This window comes from Pedobacter antarcticus (assembly GCF_900103515.1).
Taxonomy (GTDB): domain Bacteria; phylum Bacteroidota; class Bacteroidia; order Sphingobacteriales; family Sphingobacteriaceae; genus Pedobacter; species Pedobacter antarcticus.
Window position 1 is genome coordinate 664064 of the sequence record NZ_FNGZ01000002.1, and the last position, 17574, is coordinate 681637.

Consider the following 17574-nt stretch of genomic DNA (forward strand, 5'->3'; position numbering starts at 1 on the left):
CATTTATACGACTTTCTTCTGTTCTATATTTGGCAAAAAGATGGTGATAATACCAATCAGCGGCAAAAATGCACAGATTTGGAATATATACTCAATGCTCGTTTTGTCTGCAAGCCAGCCGAGAACTGCAGAACCTAATCCACCCATCCCGAACGCAAATCCGAAGAATAAACCGGCGATCATTCCTACTTTGCCCGGTACCAGGTCAGTTGCGTAAACTAAAATGGCAGAAAATGCAGAGGAAATAATCACACCGATTAACACCGCAAGTACTACCGTCCAAGCCAGATCTGCATGTGGTAGTAATAAGGTGAAGGGCGCTGCGCCGAGAATAGAAATCCAGATAATATATTTCCTTCCAAAACGGTCACCTAATGGTCCTCCAATGACAGTACCTGCCGCAACAGCGGCCAGAAATGCAAAAAGATAGATTTGAGACTGCTCTACCGTTACATGAAACTTATCAATTAAATAAAAGGTAAAATAACTAGTCATACTCGCCATGTAGAAATACTTCGAGAAGATTAATACCAGCAGGATAACAATAGAATAGATTACCCTTTTTCTGCTGAATACGGGTTGCTCGTCATTAACAGTTTTTACCTGATTTTGTGTACGCAGCAGCATATGTTCGCCGTACCATTTACCAATTCTGCTCAGAATCACGATGGCGGCAACTGCGGCAACTGCGAACCAGATGATATAAAATTGCCCATGAGGCATGATGATCAATGCTGCAAGTAGGGGACCGATTGCACTTCCTGCATTACCTCCTAGTTGAAAGATGGATTGAGCCAGACCTTTTTTTCCGCCGGAAGCCAAATAAGCCACCCGGGAAGACTCAGGATGAAAAACAGACGATCCCATGCCAATTAGGCTGACAGATATTAAAATGGTCAGGAAGCTTGTCGCCAGAGAAATACAGATCAGGCCAATGAGTGTAAAGCCCATCCCAATAGCTAAGGAGTTCGGCATTGGTTTTTTATCTGTGTAAAAGCCTATAAAGGGTTGGAGCAGAGATGCGGTAAGCTGGAATGTAAGCGTAATTAATCCAATCTGTGTGAAGGATAGATTAAAATTCGTTTTTATTAAAGGATATACGGCCGGAATGACCGACTGCATCATGTCATTTAGAAGGTGCGTAAAGCTGATGGTGAATAAGATAGAGTATACGGTTCCTGTGACTATCGTTTTTGCAGGTGTAGTCTCAGTCGGGATAATACTGGCTTTCATAAGAAGTTAATAGGCTGTATTGGTGAAAATTTGGGTTTACTGGGAAATATGTCCGATGATTTTTGCTGCTGTATTCCAGGCTTTTTTTGGATCGGCAGCAATAATATTCTTTAATAATTGTTCATGTAACTGCTGTGATTCGGCAAAAGCGGTGGTATCCGTATATATTTCGCGGAACCATTTTTTTAGATGAACAGATGTAGAACGGTAGAGATCACTTAGAATACTGTTTTTTGAAGCAACTGAAATAGCATTGTGAAAGTTTATATCTGCTTCGATACAGCTTTCCAATGTTCCTGCCAAAGCGGCATTTTTTCTATCCAGCAGGTATTTCTTAATTATCAGAATATCTTCTTCTGTGCGATTCAATGCCGCTTTCTCGGCGATTTTCATTTCAATGATCTGGCGTACTTCATCCAGATCCCTTGAATTTGCCCGAAGCAGTATCTGATCCATGGGTTCATTATTATCAATCGTTTTTTGGATGAAGGTTCCAATTCCTTGCTGTACTTTAAGCATCCCGGAATTGGAAAGGATTTTAATTGCTTCACGGATGGTAGACCGTCCCACACCAAAATGCTTCATGAGCTCCGGTTCAATCGGAAGTTTCTCACCGGTCTGATATTGTCCGGAAGAAATCTGCTGCTTGATATTTTCAGCGACCTCGTCTGCCAGCGACATTTTTCGAATCATAAATTATAGCTTTTTTTTCATCATATCATCTGATGAATTCAAAAGTATAGATTTGTTCTGGAAATCAAAAAAATATATGCTGTGTATGCAAATATTTATAAGTATTAACTTGAAAACATGAAATGAATCTCTGATCTTTAATAGATGGGAACACTAGCTGTTATAATTATAAGTATCGTAATTGTGATACACCTTTATATTGTGTGGATGGAGATGTTTGCATGGGAAACACTTGGCAGAAAGGTATTTAAAGGTGCGCTACCAGATGAATTATTTCGGCCGACAAAAGGTTTGGCAGCTAATCAAGGATTATACAATGGTTTTCTGGCGGCTGGTCTAATCTGGAGTTTTTTGATTACTGACCCTATTTGGAGTGATCATGTCGCTGTTTTCTTTCTCGGCTGTATTGCTGTAGCAGGAATTTATGGTGCAATTTCGGCATCCCGAAAGATCTTGTTCGTACAGACTTTACCCGCGCTGGCGGGGATGCTGGCTATCTTGTTGAAATCTTAAATAGATTACCGTTATGGAACAGCTCCATGTTTCTTAAACGTATAAGAAAAATGGAGCTGGAATTTGGTGAGTTGTTTAAACCACTAAATTAAAATGTTCAACTTAAACTGTGGGGTTTTTATGTTGGCTAATGAAATATTTAAAGGGAACCCAGAGCATACCGAAACATTCTCCATGTTCTTTGCCAGTATGTTTGTGATGCATTTTATGGGCACGGCGGATAGCTTTAAAATACCAGTGGTCAGAATTTCTGAAGATTTTTATACGTTGATGAATAAAAATATCATGTACAAAAAAATAAGCGGCACCGTACAAGGTAACACCCACACCGATCCAGAATGGAGTAGCATAACCATAAAATGTACCTATAGCGATGCAGGCAATAGCGGGTAGCGCAAAAATAAGGAAGAAGAAATCGTTTCTTTCCATTACAGAATCATGATCTTTATGATGATGGTCTTTGTGCAGTATCCATAATAAGCCATGCATGATATATTTATGCGTAAACCAGGCTACGCCCTCCATTAAAATGAAAGTGCCTGCTGTAATCAGCGAATAATAAATCCAGTTATCCATTATTAAAATTTTTATTGTATTGTGCCAATACCAGTTTGAAAACTATTTTTAACCATTCTGTATACTGTTCGGGTTGTAGGGTAAGATCTGTTTCCAGCTGTTCCATACTCATATATTTATAGGCAATAACCTCGTCAGTGTTTAGAACCGGAAGGTCATCGGTACTGCCAAAGAAAACGTGGTCAAATTCATTTTCTATTAACCCGGGTTCAACTTCAGCTTTATAGGTGAAACTAAAAACATGTTCCAGTTTGCAGTTCATCCCCATTTCTTCGTTAAGTCTTCTATCAGCTGCTGCGGCATTATCCTCGCCATATCTTGGATGACTACAGCAGGTATTCGTCCATTTTCCTCCGGAATGATATTTATGCAATGCTCTTTGTTGTAACAGAAGCTCACCCGAACTGTTAAAAATGAAAATAGAGAATGCCCGGTGGAGCCGGCCCAGAATATGTGCTTCAAGTTTGGCCATAGTTCCAATTGGCTGGTCATCGCTGTCAATAAGTATTACCTCTTCATTCATATTTTAGGCTCATTTTTTCTTGCTCCGAACAATGTCTGGAAGTCGTTAAATATGCGACAATGTTCTGTTTTAATTTGTTATCCCGGACTGTATTCAAATGGCTGAGCAGGAATTTTTTGTCCTGGTTCACCTGTTTATCATAACCCAGGAATTGGGGCAGATTCGTCTGAATAGTAAAACGTAAAAATCTCACTTCTATGTCTTTATCATCCTTTTTAACTGCTTCTTCCAATAATAGCTTTCCTCTTTTAAAACTTTTGTATTTACTGAAAGGATTAAATCCATATTTAGCCTGCATCATTTCTGCAGCCCCCTTATAGCCAATATAAATAGCTGCAGAATTTTTATCTGCACCCTTAAGTAAATTCAAAAGCTGATCAGCCGACTTTTTACTGTTCGCTGATTGTGCATATAAGTCTCTTAGCTGATTTATCTCCGGTTCAGCGAAAAGATTGAATCCTGACAAGAAAAGCGAAATTAAAAGACAGACTGTTTTCATATAATATTCATTTTAAAACGGATGATTGAGTCAAACATAAGCCCAAATTTATGAGTATTTGAGATTCTTATCCGTTTTGCCATGACTTTTTCTGCAGAAGCATTTTTTATCTTATTGAAGAGTTCCTTGTAATACAGGTATGCCAGATAAACACCATTTCTGGACGTGCTGGGTAACTTTCGAATTCCGGCCAGGGCTTCGGTGAATTCTGCTTCAATTTCCTCTTCAATCCGCTTTTTCTCTAAGTTTGAAAATTCTGCCAGATTAACATGTGGAAAGTAAGTTCTGCTTAAATTATAGTAATCTGCATTGACGTCCCGTAAAAAGTTTACCTTCTGGAATGCAGAACCGAGCTTCATTGCAGATAGTTTTAAAGCTTCATATTGTTGGGTGTCACCACCTGTAAAAACCTGAAGACACATTAACCCGACGACTTGTGCTGAACCCAGGATATACTGGTCATACTTTTCGGGTGTGTACTCATGCTTTTCCAGATCCATCTCCATACTTTTCAAAAACAGATCGATTAACTGATGTTCGATTCCATATTTATTTACTACCTGCTGAAATGAATTGATAACAGGATTAAGACTTATGCCGTGTGCGATACCCTCAAAGCAATCTTGTCTGAATTTGGTCAATAGAAATGCTTTATCGTAAGCATGAAAGCTATCTACAATTTCATCTGCCAATCTTACAAAACCATAGATGGCATAGATTGGGTCACGTAGTTTCTTGTCCAGAAAATAAATGCCCAGGGAAAAACTCGTGCTGTAACGCTTTGTTGTCATTTTACTGCATTCCGCAGATAGTTTATCAAATATCTCTTTCATAGTCGGACTTTAGATACTTTATAAGTTGTTTGGCGGCGATATTACCAGAGATAATTGAAGGTGGTACACCCGGACCTGGTACAGTAAGCTGTCCGGCATAAAACAAACTCGGGATCTTTTTATTTTTAAGTGTCGGTTTAAGGTTGGCAGTTTGCATTAAGGTATTGGCAAGACCATAGGCATTACCTTTATAAGAATTGTAATCTGCAATGAAATCAGAAACACAATAACTTTTTTTATAATCTATATGTTTTCGGACAGGGGTATCTGTGTACCGTTCCAGGCGGTCCATCATTAAATCAAAATAAATAGCTCTTGTCTCTTCGATGTCATCCAGGCCGGGAGCAAGGGGCATCAGCACAAAAAGGTTTTCATGACCTTCTGGTGCAATTCCGGAGTCGGTCTTGGAGGGGCAGCAAACGTAAAACAGAGGCTTTGTCGGCCATTTAGGGTCTTTGTAAATTTCACGCGCATGAACTTTAAGATCCTCGTCAAAAAATAATGTGTGATGTTTTAATCTTTGAATACTGGTATTCAATCCGATGTAAAAAATAAGACATGATGGAGCAAAGACCTTTTTATCCCAATAATTCTCCGGATAATTTCTAAGCTGAGGCGGGAGTAATTTTTCTTCTGTATGATGGTAATCTGCAGTAGAGATAATTCCCTGATACTGCCTAAAGCCCTGGCTTGAAGTTAATCCTTTAAGTGATTTCCCCTCGGTTTCTATTTGAGTAACAGTTTCATTGGTAAAAAAACGAGCGCCCCGCTCTTCGGCGACAGTTCTCATCGCATCAATGACTTTACCAAAGCCACCTTTTGGATACCATGTACCAAGTTTCAACCCCGCATAGTTCATCAGACTGTATAATGCCGGCGTATCTTCGGGCATGGCACCAAGAAACAGTACTGGAAATTCCATCAGTGCGATTAACCGGGGATCTTTAAAATATTTTTTTACATGCGTACTGAAAGATGTGAATACCTGCAGTTTAAATAAACCACGGATCAGTTCTGTATCTGCGAATTCAAGAATGGAAAAACCAGGTTTATAAACAAGTTTTCCAATTCCAACCTGGTATTTATATTCGGCCTCAGTCAGAAACTTTTTTAATTTTACAGCGCTGCCGGCTTCAATAGTTTCAAAAAGATCACAGAGTTGCTGGAAATCAGCAGGAATGTCCAGTACATCTTGTTCACCGAATACGAGTGTGAAACCAGGGTCCAGGAGCTCCAGTTCGTAAAAATCGGATGCTTTGTATCCAAAGTCATTAAAAAATTTCTCAAATACATCAGGCATCCAATACCAGCTCGGTCCCATGTCAAAGATGTAACCGTTATCTGTTTTTAACTGACGCGCACGGCCGCCGACGCTTTCGTTTTTTTCGTAAACGTCGGGTTGATAGCCAGCTTTGGCTATATATGCTGCTGCACTTATTCCGGCGAAACCCGATCCAATGATAGCTACTGCTGGTTTTGTTTTAATTGACATCGGCTAAATGAGTTAAAGTATTCTCGAAATCTTCTATAGATTGAAACCAATTGACATTTTCTGCTAACTTGACCTGGTTTAACAGCTTTCCGTTGCCCGCCAGATGTATTCGGGAGCCGGCAAAACTCGTACTTAATTTATTCAGGTAGCTTTCTGCCTCCTGAGCGGATCTTGAACGAACCATAAATAGCAGCAGGTGCTCACATTGATTATGTGCCATCGCACTTTTAATGGATTCAAGCGGAACTTTTCCGCCCAGAAAGATAACGCGCTGTCCATGTTGTTTTAAAATATAATGGGCAAATAATAAACCGATATCATGGTCTTCATCCTCCGGCAAAAACAGTAGCCATGAAGAAGTTGATTTAAGCTTAACATTTACTTTACCTATTGCCGCGAAAATCTTCTGCCTGATCAGATGAGATAAAAAATGCTCCTGAGCAGGACAGATTTGATCACTCCGCCACATTAAACCGAGACGAACAAGCATTGGATAGATGACCTGTTTATAAGTACAGATCATACCATGCTCAACAATGCATTTGGAAATTAGTTTATCAAATTTTAACTCATTATAAACAAGACCGAACTTAAGTAACTGCGATATATAATATTCATAAGTTGAATCCGGAGAGATTGTATAGTCAATCTCCTTTTTTAGCAACTTTTCCAGTTCGGAATCTGAAAGAGCACAGACCTGTGAAATTTTCATTCCCGATTGGTTTAGCGAAACAATGTTTAGTAGCCTGCGCAAATGCCGGTCATTGTAAAGCCTTGTATTACCGGCGGTACGCATTGGTTCGAGCGCCTGATAACGCCTCTCCCAAATTCTGATGGTGTCTACGTGGATGCCGGATAACTGTTCAAGATCAGAAATAGAGTATGTCATTTATATTTTGTCCATATTTTTAGCGATGAAATATAGACAAATAAAATGAATATTTGTTCTGGGCGTTGTTTTTAGCGCATTAAATTCGACCTTACATAGAAGGAGATAACCGCTACAGCAGTCATCAGCCCTTGGTTTTCGAGGGAAATAAAATAAAATTATGTTTACTTGTACCCAATAAGTGTACATTTATCAGTGTCGTGTTATTTTATTTAAACGCTTTGATCCGGAAGTTTTTAATCTTCTTAGGATAGAGGCATGTTTTGAATTGTAATTACTATAAAATGAACCAAAATATAAACTTGAACTCCGCCGGATTCCGCTTCCGGCAGGCGATGCAAAGGGAAAAACCCTTGCAAATAGTGGGGGCGATTAATGCAAATCACGCGCTTTTGGCCACCCAGGCTGGATTTAATGCCATTTATTTATCTGGGGGCGGTGTTGCTGCCGGATCATTGGGTATTCCAGATTTGGGCATTACAACTCTGGAAGATATTTTAATTGATATTAACCGGATCACTAATGTGACAGATACTCCCTTACTGGTAGATGTTGACACTGGTTTTGGCCCTTCTGCGTTCAATGTGGCAAGAACTGTCAAATCTTTAATTAAAGCCGGTGCAGCTGCTCTCCATATCGAAGACCAGGTTGGTGCCAAACGTTGTGGTCACAGGCCTGGTAAGGAGGTGGTTAGCAAAAGCGAAATGTCAGACCGGATCAAGGCGGCTGCAGATGCAAGAACTGATGAACACTTTGTACTTGGGGCAAGAACAGATGCTTTTGCCAGCGAAGGGCTGGAGGCTACATTGGATCGGGCAGTGGCTTATGCGGAGGCTGGTGCAGATTTTATTTTTGCCGAAGCGGTACATAACCTTGTTGATTATCAGAAATTTGTCGATGCAACCGGTATTCCCGTATTGGCGAACATTACGGAGTTTGGTATGATTCCGATGTATACTGTCGCCCAACTTGAACAAGCTGGTGTCGGGCTGGTGCTTTATCCTTTATCGGCTTTCCGTGCTGCTAACCGTGCTGCCCAGAATGTATATACTCATATTCGTCAGGATGGAACACAAGCTGCGGTGATAGACACCATGCAAACCAGAGAGCAGCTTTATCAAAGCATTGGCTACTACGCCTATGAAGAAAAATTAGATCAATTATTTAAACAGAATAAAGATGTCCAATAACCAGGAACCAGGAACATTCAAGCCGAAGAAAAGTGTAGCGCTTTCCGGCGTCACGGCTGGTAATACAGCCTTATGCAGTGTCGGTAAAAGTGGTAATGATTTGCATTATCGAGGATACAATATTCTTGATCTCGCCGAAGGTGCGGAATTTGAAGAAGTTGCTTATTTGCTTATTTATGGCGCATTGCCCAATAAGGCGCAGTTATCAACTTATAAAACCAAGCTCCGGTCCTTAAGAGGCTTACCAATATCGGTTAAAAAGATTTTGGAACAAATTCCAGCTTCTGCTCACCCAATGGATGTTATGCGCTCCACCGTATCTGCGTTTGGAAGTATACAGCCCGAAAAAGACGATCATAATCTTGCTGGTTCCCGGGATATAGCCGACAAATTACTTGCATGTTTTAGCTCAGCGTTATTGTATTGGTACCATTTTTCCCATAATGGTAAAAAGATAGAAGTAGAAACTGACGATGATAGTATCGGTGGTCATTTCCTTCATCTGTTGCACGGGAAAAAGCCTGATGCCTCCTGGGAGAAAGCCATGCAGATTTCGTTGAATCTTTATGCCGAACATGAATTTAATGCTTCGACGTTTACGGCTCGTGTTATTGCGGGAACGGGTTCGGATATTTATTCTGCAATAACCGGTGCAATTGGTGCTTTGCGAGGGCCTAAGCACGGTGGGGCAAATGAGGTTGCATATGATATTCAAAGCCGTTATGGATCCGAGGAAGAGGCCGAGAAAGATATATTAGAACGTCTGGCCAGAAAAGAAGTTATCATTGGTTTCGGGCACCCGGTTTATACGATTTCGGATCCCCGAAATGAAGTAATAAAAGGAGTTGCAAAAAGGTTATCTGAAGAAGCGGGTGACCTTTTGCTGTTTAACGTTGCAGAGCGGTTGGAAACGTTAATGTGGGATGAAAAGAAAATGTTTCCTAACCTTGACTGGTTCTCCGCAGTTTCCTATCACCTGATGGGTGTACCCACTTTATTATTCACCCCGCTATTCGTTGTATCCAGAGTTACAGGTTGGAGCGCACATATTATTGAACAGCGTCAGGATGGAAAGATTATCCGTCCAAGTGCAAATTATGTCGGTCCAGAAAATAGAAGTTTTACTCCAATTGAAAAAAGATAAGAATATGTCATCACACATTTCAAACGAAAGGCCGCAACCAGATCAGGTACTGACCGATATCGTAGACTATGTTTTAAATTATGAAATCACAAATGAACTTGCCTGGAAAACCGCGCATTATTGTTTGTTAGATACTTTAGGCTGCAGTTTTGAAGCATTAACTTACCCTGCTTGTACCAAATTATTAGGACCGGTAGTAAAAGGAACTGTAGTTCCGAATGGAGCGAAAGTTCCCGGTACCCAATTTCAGTTAGATCCGATTCAGGCGGCTTTCAATATAGGAACAATAGTCCGCTGGCTTGATTTTAACGACACCTGGCTTGCTGCAGAATGGGGGCATCCTTCAGATAATCTGGGTGGAATATTGGCCACGGCAGATTGGTTATCCCGAACTGCGGTGGCACAGGGGAAGTCTGCAATAACTATGAAAGTTGTTCTTGATGCGATGGTTCGTGCCCATGAAATTCAAGGTGTACTGGCATTGGAAAATTCTTTCAATAAAGTTGGGCTGGATCATGTGCTGCTGGTTAAAGTCGCGTCTACTGCGGTAGTAGGCAGGCTGATTGGTTTAAATAGAGATGAGCTCATCAATGCCGTTAGTCTGGCTTTCGTCGACGGGCAATCGCTACGCACTTACAGGCATTCGCCCAATACGGGCAGCCGCAAATCATGGGCAGCAGGAGATGCAACTTCCAGAGCAGTAAAACTTGCTTTAATAGCACAGACCGGAGAAATGGGATATCCGTCGGTATTAACGGCGAAAACCTGGGGATTCTATGATGTTTCCTTTAAAGGAAATGAATTTAAATTTCAGCGTGGTTATGGTTCGTATGTTATGGAAAACGTACTGTTTAAAATCTCCTTTCCCGCAGAATTCCACTCACAAACTGGTGTAGAAGCTGCGATGACAATCTTTACACGTCTAGGAGCTCTGGGTAAGACTGCAGAAGATATTCAAAGTATCACCATAAGAACACACGAGGCAGCAATTCGTATCATCGACAAAAAGGGACCACTTGATAATCCAGCAGACAGGGATCATTGTATCCAGTATATGGTAGCAGTTCCGTTAATTTTTGGCAGGCTAACTGCCGGGGATTATGAAGACCATATTGCGGCCGACCCCAGGATAGATATATTAAGAGATAAAATTGAATGTATAGAAGACCCTCAATTTACTAAAGACTACCATGATCCACAGAAACGTTCTATAGCAAATGCCCTCACTGTGACTTTTCAAGACGGTACAGTACTGGAGGAAGTCGTTGTTGAATATCCTATCGGACACCGTTTGCGCCGTGAAGAGGGAATGCCTGAACTGATTAAAAAATTCAGAATTAACCTGGCCAGAAGATTCCCGGAAAAACAGCAGCAGTCTATTCTGAGTCTTGCACTCGATTACGAAAGGCTGTTGGAAACACCGGTTAATGAATTTATCGACCTACTCGAGATTTAAGGCGTTAAATTTCTTATTTCATATATAAAAGAGGATGCCTGTAAAGGCATCTTTTTTTATATATAAAAATGCAGTCTAACTCCCGATTGTTTTTGTTTTCCTTTTCCAGGGGCGGCCATTTTTTTAGCTGAATAACTACGATGCGCTGGAGTGATTTTAATTTGTATCAATTAAATATTTGTTTGGCGTGATGCGATACGCACTTCCTGAATATAAGTCACTAGATTTGTTTTTTTTATGTTATGATCACGGAAAGAATATTGAAGAGTGAATTAGCCGCCAAGGTGATTACTCCTGCACAGGCTGCTGCTTTTTTTAAAGATAAGATGGTAGTTGCATCCAGTGGCTTCACTAAAGCCGGAGATAGTAAAGCTGTTTTAACCGCACTGGCAGAACGTGCAAAGTTGGATCCTTTAAAAGTTACATTGATTACAGGTGCATCCCTGGGGCATGGCACTGATGGTATTCTGGCAGATGCCCATGCGATTTCATTACGTCTGCCATTTCAGGTTGATACGATTATGAGAAGGGCCATTAATTCGGGTGAAGTGTTGTTTATTGATCAGCATTTGGGTGAGACAGCTAATTTGCTCAAAGCCAATAATTTCCCTAAAATAGATATTGCTATACTCGAAGCAATCTGTATTGAGCAGGACGGCAGTATAGTACCCACTACTTCGGTCGGGAATTCGGCGTCTTTTGCTGCACTTGCTGATAAAATAATTATAGAAATCAATACAGAGATCCCTTTCTCACTGAAAGGTGTCCACGATATTTTCTCCCCGGGTGACTATCCTGACCGCAGGGAAATACCAATTGTAAATGCTGCGAGCCGGATTGGCCAGGGAACTATTCCGCTGGATACCGACAAGATTATCGGGATTGTATTTACCAATATTAAAGATAGTCCCGCCGATATTGCTCCTCAGGATGAGGTGACAGCTGTCATTGCTAGACATATTGTTGATTTTTTCACAACGGAAGTTGAAAAGGGTAATCTCACCAATTCTTTACTTCCGCTGCAGGCTGGCATCGGTAAGGTGGCTAATGCTGTCCTTCGTGGATTTCTGGAAAGTGATTTTGAAGGATTGACGATGTATTCTGAGGTGCTGCAGGATAGTACATTCGACTTGCTGGATTCCGGGAAGATGACCTTCGCATCTGGCTCTTCAATAACGGTATCTTCGGATTATTACGAGCATATCTTCAATGACTTTAGTATCTATAAAGACAAAATTGTTCTTCGTCCGCAGGATATCAGTAATGCAGCGGAAGTGATCCGCCGTCTGGGCGTAATTGCGATTAACACAGCGCTGGAATGCGATATTTATGGTAATGTCAATTCTACGCATATCGCAGGAACAAATATGATGAATGGAATTGGCGGTTCCGGGGATTTTGCACGTAACTCTTATCTTAGCATATTTGTGACCCAATCAGTCGCGAAAAATGAAACGATTTCACGTATCGTTCCGATGGTTTCACATGTCGATCATACAGAACATGATGTCGATATTATAGTAACTGAACACGGATTGGCCGATTTGCGCGGCCTTGCGCCAAGGCAGAGGGCAGAGGTGATTATTGAGCATTGCGCTCATCCGGATTATAAAGCTGAACTGAAGTCTTATTTTGACAGAGCCTGCGCAAGGGGAGGACACACGCCCCATTTGCTCGAAGAAGCATTCAGTTGGTATACTTCATTAAGGCAGCACGGCACTATGAAGCCGGTTTCTGCAGAAAAAGTCGAGTTTGGGGCTTAATTTAGCATGTATTCCGTAGAATGTTTAATTAGCTAAAATGAATCATAAAGATGAAGTGTATTTTAAATATAGCCTCTTTCGCATTGCTGATTACTGCATGCAGTCCGGTAAAACAGAACGTACGAGATACAAAGCTATTAGGCTTTAAGTATAATTATTGTGCTCCAAATGTGCCATATCTTAAGCAGGGGGCGCTATCGAAAGATACGATCGACCTTAAACTTACTCAGACGAATATTTCACCACGCGACCAGCTGATTTGCAGGATTCTAGGTGTAAGTAAAGATATTGATGGTCTATGGAAGCTTAACCGCGCGGGTGGTAAGGATAATACTGCAGATAAAGTCTATCTCCGGCAAAAAATAAGTAATAAAATATTACTTGCTCAAACACAGTTGCAAGCCGTTGCAGCAGAACTGGATTGTGAAGGAGAGCGTGCTGATATGGCTGCAACTTACCTGGATGCGCTAAATAGTAAGAGAAATACGAAGCTCACTGTCGGATCTGTCATTCTCGGCGCTTTAACCACTGTTGCCACCGCCGTTATTTCCAATAATGGTGTACAAAATACCGTGGGAATAAGCGGTGGTCTTATTAGTGCAGGATTAGGTGCAATGACAATTAATCCGAAGGGGAGGGAGGTCGAGTTTGAGCATGCGCATAATTTACTGCGCAGTATCTGGACTGAGCCTGAAACTAATACAGATTATCCCGAGTTTGTCTGGGAGATGCTTCATGAAAAAAAATTTAGTAATCAGGGGAATGTAACTCTTTCGGAAAGTGTTAAAAGGCGTTGGATTCAATTCCAGTTTGACGGCAAAATAGATCCGGAACAGGAGGCATTGCTCTTTGGATCCGGAGGTTTTTATGGTGCAGATGATCTGCATACTCGTGCATCAATGATCAATCAACTTCAGTCTTCGGTACGGTCCCTTAACCAGGAATTAACTGGCCTGATCGGTTTCGTTGCTAATATGGAATAAGTATATTTTCGGTTGATAGCGTTTTATTTAAAAATATAATTACATTTGCCACTCAGTTGCGACTATTGCTGCTGATGTGCCCCATGGTAAAAAGAAGAAGAGAATTTATGAAGCAGTTAATTAGCAAGGCAGGTTGTCTTTTGCTGGTGGTGCTTTTTCTCTTTATATCTGCCGCGCAGATACTGCATACACATGGTTATAAGGTACAAACTGAGCACGCTACCGACAATAATAGTTTAGATCAATCCGGTGATTGTAAAGTGTGTGACTATTTTATTCACCACCATGGGAAGCAAATTTTTCTTAATTATCCTCCGCTTATAGCTATCCCTGTTCCGGAAATTGTCGTTATTTCTTCTGGTGTATTCGCCCGCATTTATAAGTTTACGCTTCAGGGGTTTACGAACAAGGGGCCGCCTGCATTCAATTAATTTCAATTGCATCGTCCTGATGCTTATTCATCGCCTTCTCAGGTGATGTGATTTACTATTTTATTTTTATATGGATCTGAAAAGATATCTGCTTTATAAGTATGTCTTTTCCTAGGATTCCTAATGGCTAAATAGCCTCTGAATTTTAATGAAGAAATTCTTTATTCTGTTTTTCTGTATGCTTTGGAGTGGGCTACTTTGCAGCCAGGACCTCCACCTGAGTGGAAAAGTGACCGCTGCGACAGGCCTTCCTATCAAAAATGTGAGCATTTCAATTATAGGTCAATCCCGTTATTCCGTTACCGATTCCGCTGGTATGTTTTCAATATATGGTTTAAAACCAGGAGTATACGAGGTGAATTTTATACATATCGGGTATCAGAAAAAGGTGCAGATAGCTGTTGTCGCCACTGTCGATGTCTTTTTGGCCATTACGATGGAGCAACGGCAACATCAACTAAAGGAGGTTAGCGTACGAAATAAGCGGGGAAAAATAAGAGGTCAGACCGAATCTATGAATATTGAAGTGGTCGGCAGTGAATTTATTCAACGGAATTTGGGCGGAAGTTTAATGCAAACCCTAGACCGCCTTCCGGGAATTAATACAATCGGTATTGGCTCCGGGCAATCCAAACCCCTTATCAGGGGGTTGGGTTTTAACCGTGTGGTAGTTGTAGATAAAGGTGTTAAGCACGAAGGCCAGCAGTGGGGAGCAGACCACGGGTTGGAAATCGATCAGTTCGCAGCAGGCGAAGTAGAATTGATCAAAGGAGCAGCTTCCTTTCTTTACGGTTCCGATGCGATTGGGGGTGTGATTGATATTAAACCCAGAGCTATTCCTGGAAAAAATACATTTGGAGGCGCAGTGGATTTGATTGGAAAAAGCAATAATAATCTTTACGGCACATCTGCAAATTTGTTTGCCCGTAAAAACCACTTTTTTTATGATGCCCGTGTTACTTATCAGAATTATGGAGACTACAGAGTGCCTGCGGATCAGGTTTTTGTGTATGACTATGCCGTAAATCTTAAAGACGGACGATTAAGAAATACTGCGGGTCGTGAAACTGCATTGCATTTTAATACCGGTTATATCAAGGATAGATTCAGGACTGTTTTTTATCTCAGTAATACTTATAGTAAAAGTGGATTCTTCGCAAATGCACATGGTCTGGAACCGAGAAGAGTAGACACCGAAATGCACGACCGTTCAAGCCGGGATATCCAGATGCCTGGGCAGGAGGTTAACCACTTGAAGTTAATAAACCGTACTGAGTATAGTGTTGCACAACATAGACTGCAAATGGAGCTTGGCTACCAGCACAATTTTCGGCAGGAATTCAGTCAGTATGTAAATCATGGATACATGCCACCAGCTTATCCGGATACACTTAATATACCTGCAGATCTCGAGCGGGAATTTGATAAACACGTATACAGTGTAAATCTGCGGGATGAGTTTAAAGTAGGAAAGCATTTGCTAACTGCAGGGGTTAATGCAGAATATCAGCACAACCGGATCAATGGCTGGACTTTTCTTGTGCCTTCATTTAATCAGTTAACTGCGGGTGCTTTTATTTATGACAAATATGAGCTGAACGACCGTGTGCTTTTACATGCCGGAATGCGGTATGATTATGGAAGCGTCCGGCTCTTCGAATATCAGGACTGGTTTCCTTCTGAAGGTGCGACGGGCACAGCCGGCGGTAAACTGACCCGGGCAAATAATCTGAAACGCCGGTTTGGCAGCGTGGTCTGGTCAGCAGGCATAAACTATAACCCGGAACACTTTGTACTGAAAGCAAATCTGGGTAAAAGTTTCAGAATGCCCATTGCTAAAGAGTTGGGGGCAAACGGTGTCAACTATCATTATTTCAGTTATGAAAAAGGAGATGCAAACCTCTCGGCAGAACAATCTTATCAAGCGGACCTAAGCCTGGGCTGGGATGCTGAAAATTGGTCTGTACTGATCACTCCATTTTATAATTATTTCCCAAATTATATTTATCTGAATCCTACTGCTTACCATGATTATTTCTATGGTGCAGGTAACCAGGTCTTCCAGTATGCGCAAAGTAAAGTGATGCGTTATGGTGGCGAGTTTAAACTCCGGGTGGATCTGCTAAAGGGGCTCAGTTCTGAATTTGTCGGTGAATATTTATATGCCAGGCAGCTTTCAGGTGATAAAAAAGGTTATGGCTTACCCTTCTCACCACCTGTATCTGGTATGATAAGCTTGTCCTGGTCACCCGTATTCGGAAGGAATTTGGACGATACCTATTTTGCGATCGATTACCGGATTGCAGGAAAGCAGGACCGGATTGTTCCACCCGAAAAGAAAACACCGGGCTATACAGTAATCAACCTTCAGGCAGGTACCAAAATAAACCTATTTCGTCAACCAGTAATGTTTAGTCTGCAAGCGCAGAATTTACTGGATACCAAATATATGAATCATACAAGCTTCTATCGCCTGATAGAATTGCCCGAGGCAGGGAGAAATCTTATCCTGTCTTTAAAAATCCCATTTCATTGAAAATGAGAGCGAACTAATTTAAAATCAACACAAATATTTAAAAATCAAACAATTATGCAAAAAACAGATCAAAACACCTGGAATGCCAAGACAGGCAAAATGAAAATTAACAAGATGATGGTTATACTGCTCTTTTTCTCTGCAGCATTCACTGCTTGTAAAAAAGACGATAAACCGGAGATATCTGCGCCAGTTATCAACGCGCTGGAAATCGGTCATGACAATAATAAAACTGCTTATCCCGGCACCGATATTCATATCGAGGCCGAACTGATTGCTGCAGGAAAACTAGCAAGTGTAAAAGTAGAGATCTCTCCTAAATCAGGTAGCGGCTGGAAATTTAATCAGGAGTACGTAGATGGTTTTTCAGGTTTAAATAATGCAAGCTTCCACAAGCACATCGACGTGCCGGCAGATGCTGCTATCGGCCAGTATCTGGTGGTTTTCGCGGTAACCGATCAACAAGGATCAGTTACAAAAATAGAGAATACTCTGGAAGTAAAATTCGATCCTTTTCTACCCGCAGCGACCGGATTTGAGGTAGGTATTAACACTGCCGGTAATGATCTCCATATGGAAGCGACGCTTACTGCGGTTAATAAAATTGCTAAAGTCGTTGCTGAGGTACATGGGGCAGGATGGGAAAAAGAATTTGAATTTACAGATGCAGCAATGGTTGGACAGACTACCTATAAATTGCATAAACACCTGGATGTAACCGCAGCTCCAAAAGGCCATTATCATGTTCATCTGAAAATAATTGACCAGGCTGGAAAAGAAAATGAGTTTGAACAGCACTTTGACAAACCCTGATTACAAG

General features: G+C 41.2%; 17 protein-coding genes. 9 read left to right on the plus strand and 8 right to left on the minus strand.

The features are described 5' to 3' along the window. Positions 1 to 3: 3 nt before the first annotated feature. A complete protein-coding gene (locus BLR53_RS06435; RefSeq protein WP_074588120.1) occupies positions 4 to 1233 on the minus strand; it encodes an MFS transporter in 1230 nt (409 codons plus the stop codon). 36 nt (positions 1234 to 1269) lie between these two features. Further along, positions 1270 to 1926: a FadR/GntR family transcriptional regulator gene (locus BLR53_RS06440; RefSeq protein WP_037444421.1), complete on the minus strand. Its 657-nt coding sequence runs from the start codon at positions 1924 to 1926 to the stop codon at positions 1270 to 1272. 144 nt (positions 1927 to 2070) lie between these two features. Between BLR53_RS06440 and BLR53_RS06445 the strand changes: the two genes are divergently transcribed. Beyond that, positions 2071 to 2439, plus strand: coding sequence for a DUF1304 domain-containing protein (locus BLR53_RS06445; protein ID WP_074588122.1), 369 nt, complete (start codon positions 2071 to 2073; stop codon positions 2437 to 2439). A 102-nt stretch (positions 2440 to 2541) separates the two neighbouring features. On the opposite strand, the gene BLR53_RS06450 is transcribed toward BLR53_RS06445, so the two are convergent. The 6 genes from BLR53_RS06450 to BLR53_RS06475 are packed head-to-tail and all read right to left on the minus strand — an operon-like array spanning position 2542 to position 7251. Beyond that, the gene (locus tag BLR53_RS06450; protein WP_074588125.1) at positions 2542 to 3015 is read right to left on the minus strand and encodes a sterol desaturase family protein; all 474 of its coding nucleotides are present in this window, start codon (positions 3013 to 3015) and stop codon (positions 2542 to 2544) included. After that, positions 3008 to 3538 (minus strand): isopentenyl-diphosphate Delta-isomerase, encoded by a 531-nt coding sequence (idi, locus tag BLR53_RS06455; protein ID WP_037444413.1) that lies wholly within the window; start codon positions 3536 to 3538, stop codon positions 3008 to 3010. The genes BLR53_RS06450 and idi overlap by 8 nt, the downstream gene beginning before the upstream one ends. Continuing rightward, positions 3531 to 4037 carry a hypothetical protein gene (locus BLR53_RS06460; RefSeq protein ID WP_074588128.1) on the minus strand — a complete coding sequence of 169 codons (507 nt, stop codon included), beginning with the start codon at positions 4035 to 4037 and terminating at the stop codon, positions 3531 to 3533. Before BLR53_RS06460 ends, idi begins: the two co-directional genes overlap by 8 nt. Then, positions 4034 to 4870: a phytoene/squalene synthase family protein gene (locus BLR53_RS06465; protein ID WP_037444409.1), complete on the minus strand. Its 837-nt coding sequence runs from the start codon at positions 4868 to 4870 to the stop codon at positions 4034 to 4036. The genes BLR53_RS06460 and BLR53_RS06465 overlap by 4 nt, the downstream gene beginning before the upstream one ends. Then, positions 4854 to 6362 carry a phytoene desaturase family protein gene (locus BLR53_RS06470; RefSeq protein ID WP_074588130.1) on the minus strand — a complete coding sequence of 503 codons (1509 nt, stop codon included), beginning with the start codon at positions 6360 to 6362 and terminating at the stop codon, positions 4854 to 4856. Before BLR53_RS06470 ends, BLR53_RS06465 begins: the two co-directional genes overlap by 17 nt. Next, complete coding sequence (locus tag BLR53_RS06475) at positions 6352 to 7251, minus strand: MerR family transcriptional regulator (RefSeq protein WP_074588133.1); 900 nt, start codon at positions 7249 to 7251, stop codon at positions 6352 to 6354. The genes BLR53_RS06470 and BLR53_RS06475 overlap by 11 nt, the downstream gene beginning before the upstream one ends. A 284-nt stretch (positions 7252 to 7535) precedes the next feature. On the opposite strand from BLR53_RS06475, the gene prpB reads away from it, so the two are divergent. From prpB to BLR53_RS06515, 8 genes are all read left to right on the plus strand, one after another. Then, a complete protein-coding gene (prpB, locus tag BLR53_RS06480) occupies positions 7536 to 8441 on the plus strand; it encodes a methylisocitrate lyase (protein ID WP_074588135.1) in 906 nt (301 codons plus the stop codon). Then, positions 8431 to 9585: a bifunctional 2-methylcitrate synthase/citrate synthase gene (gene prpC, locus BLR53_RS06485; RefSeq protein WP_037444399.1), complete on the plus strand. Its 1155-nt coding sequence runs from the start codon at positions 8431 to 8433 to the stop codon at positions 9583 to 9585. Before prpB ends, prpC begins: the two co-directional genes overlap by 11 nt. 4 nt (positions 9586 to 9589) lie before the next feature. Next, a complete protein-coding gene (locus BLR53_RS06490) occupies positions 9590 to 11041 on the plus strand; it encodes a bifunctional 2-methylcitrate dehydratase/aconitate hydratase (RefSeq protein ID WP_074588558.1) in 1452 nt (483 codons plus the stop codon). Between the two features lie 242 nt (positions 11042 to 11283). Then, on the plus strand, positions 11284 to 12804 hold the full coding sequence (locus BLR53_RS06495; protein WP_074588136.1) for a succinyl-CoA:acetate CoA-transferase ScpC: 1521 nt from the start codon (positions 11284 to 11286) through the stop codon (positions 12802 to 12804). A gap of 50 nt (positions 12805 to 12854) precedes the next feature. After that, on the plus strand, positions 12855 to 13787 hold the full coding sequence (locus tag BLR53_RS06500) for a hypothetical protein (RefSeq protein ID WP_083332022.1): 933 nt from the start codon (positions 12855 to 12857) through the stop codon (positions 13785 to 13787). A gap of 107 nt (positions 13788 to 13894) precedes the next feature. Then, positions 13895 to 14218, plus strand: a complete 324-nt coding sequence (locus BLR53_RS06505; protein ID WP_139218428.1) for a hypothetical protein — start codon at positions 13895 to 13897, stop codon at positions 14216 to 14218. A 148-nt stretch (positions 14219 to 14366) separates the two neighbouring features. Then, the gene (locus BLR53_RS06510) at positions 14367 to 16754 is read left to right on the plus strand and encodes a TonB-dependent receptor (RefSeq protein WP_074588138.1); all 2388 of its coding nucleotides are present in this window, start codon (positions 14367 to 14369) and stop codon (positions 16752 to 16754) included. Positions 16755 to 16808: 54 nt separating this feature from the next. Continuing rightward, positions 16809 to 17567 carry a DUF4625 domain-containing protein gene (locus BLR53_RS06515; protein WP_037444392.1) on the plus strand — a complete coding sequence of 253 codons (759 nt, stop codon included), beginning with the start codon at positions 16809 to 16811 and terminating at the stop codon, positions 17565 to 17567. Positions 17568 to 17574 lie beyond the last annotated feature (7 nt).

Coding starts and splice junctions, on each gene's coding strand:
- BLR53_RS06435 (WP_074588120.1), bottom strand. CDS start 1,233: ATGAAAGCCAGTATTATCCCGACTGAGACTACACCTGCAAAAACGATA.
- BLR53_RS06440 (WP_037444421.1), bottom strand. CDS start 1,926: ATGATTCGAAAAATGTCGCTGGCAGACGAGGTCGCTGAAAATATCAAG.
- BLR53_RS06445 (WP_074588122.1), top strand. CDS start 2,071: ATGGGAACACTAGCTGTTATAATTATAAGTATCGTAATTGTGATACAC.
- BLR53_RS06450 (WP_074588125.1), bottom strand. CDS start 3,015: ATGGATAACTGGATTTATTATTCGCTGATTACAGCAGGCACTTTCATT.
- idi (WP_037444413.1), bottom strand. CDS start 3,538: ATGAATGAAGAGGTAATACTTATTGACAGCGATGACCAGCCAATTGGA.
- BLR53_RS06460 (WP_074588128.1), bottom strand. CDS start 4,037: ATGAAAACAGTCTGTCTTTTAATTTCGCTTTTCTTGTCAGGATTCAAT.
- BLR53_RS06465 (WP_037444409.1), bottom strand. CDS start 4,870: ATGAAAGAGATATTTGATAAACTATCTGCGGAATGCAGTAAAATGACA.
- BLR53_RS06470 (WP_074588130.1), bottom strand. CDS start 6,362: ATGTCAATTAAAACAAAACCAGCAGTAGCTATCATTGGATCGGGTTTC.
- BLR53_RS06475 (WP_074588133.1), bottom strand. CDS start 7,251: ATGACATACTCTATTTCTGATCTTGAACAGTTATCCGGCATCCACGTA.
- prpB (WP_074588135.1), top strand. CDS start 7,536: ATGAACCAAAATATAAACTTGAACTCCGCCGGATTCCGCTTCCGGCAG.
- prpC (WP_037444399.1), top strand. CDS start 8,431: ATGTCCAATAACCAGGAACCAGGAACATTCAAGCCGAAGAAAAGTGTA.
- BLR53_RS06490 (WP_074588558.1), top strand. CDS start 9,590: ATGTCATCACACATTTCAAACGAAAGGCCGCAACCAGATCAGGTACTG.
- BLR53_RS06495 (WP_074588136.1), top strand. CDS start 11,284: ATGATCACGGAAAGAATATTGAAGAGTGAATTAGCCGCCAAGGTGATT.
- BLR53_RS06500 (WP_083332022.1), top strand. CDS start 12,855: ATGAAGTGTATTTTAAATATAGCCTCTTTCGCATTGCTGATTACTGCA.
- BLR53_RS06505 (WP_139218428.1), top strand. CDS start 13,895: ATGAAGCAGTTAATTAGCAAGGCAGGTTGTCTTTTGCTGGTGGTGCTT.
- BLR53_RS06510 (WP_074588138.1), top strand. CDS start 14,367: ATGAAGAAATTCTTTATTCTGTTTTTCTGTATGCTTTGGAGTGGGCTA.
- BLR53_RS06515 (WP_037444392.1), top strand. CDS start 16,809: ATGCAAAAAACAGATCAAAACACCTGGAATGCCAAGACAGGCAAAATG.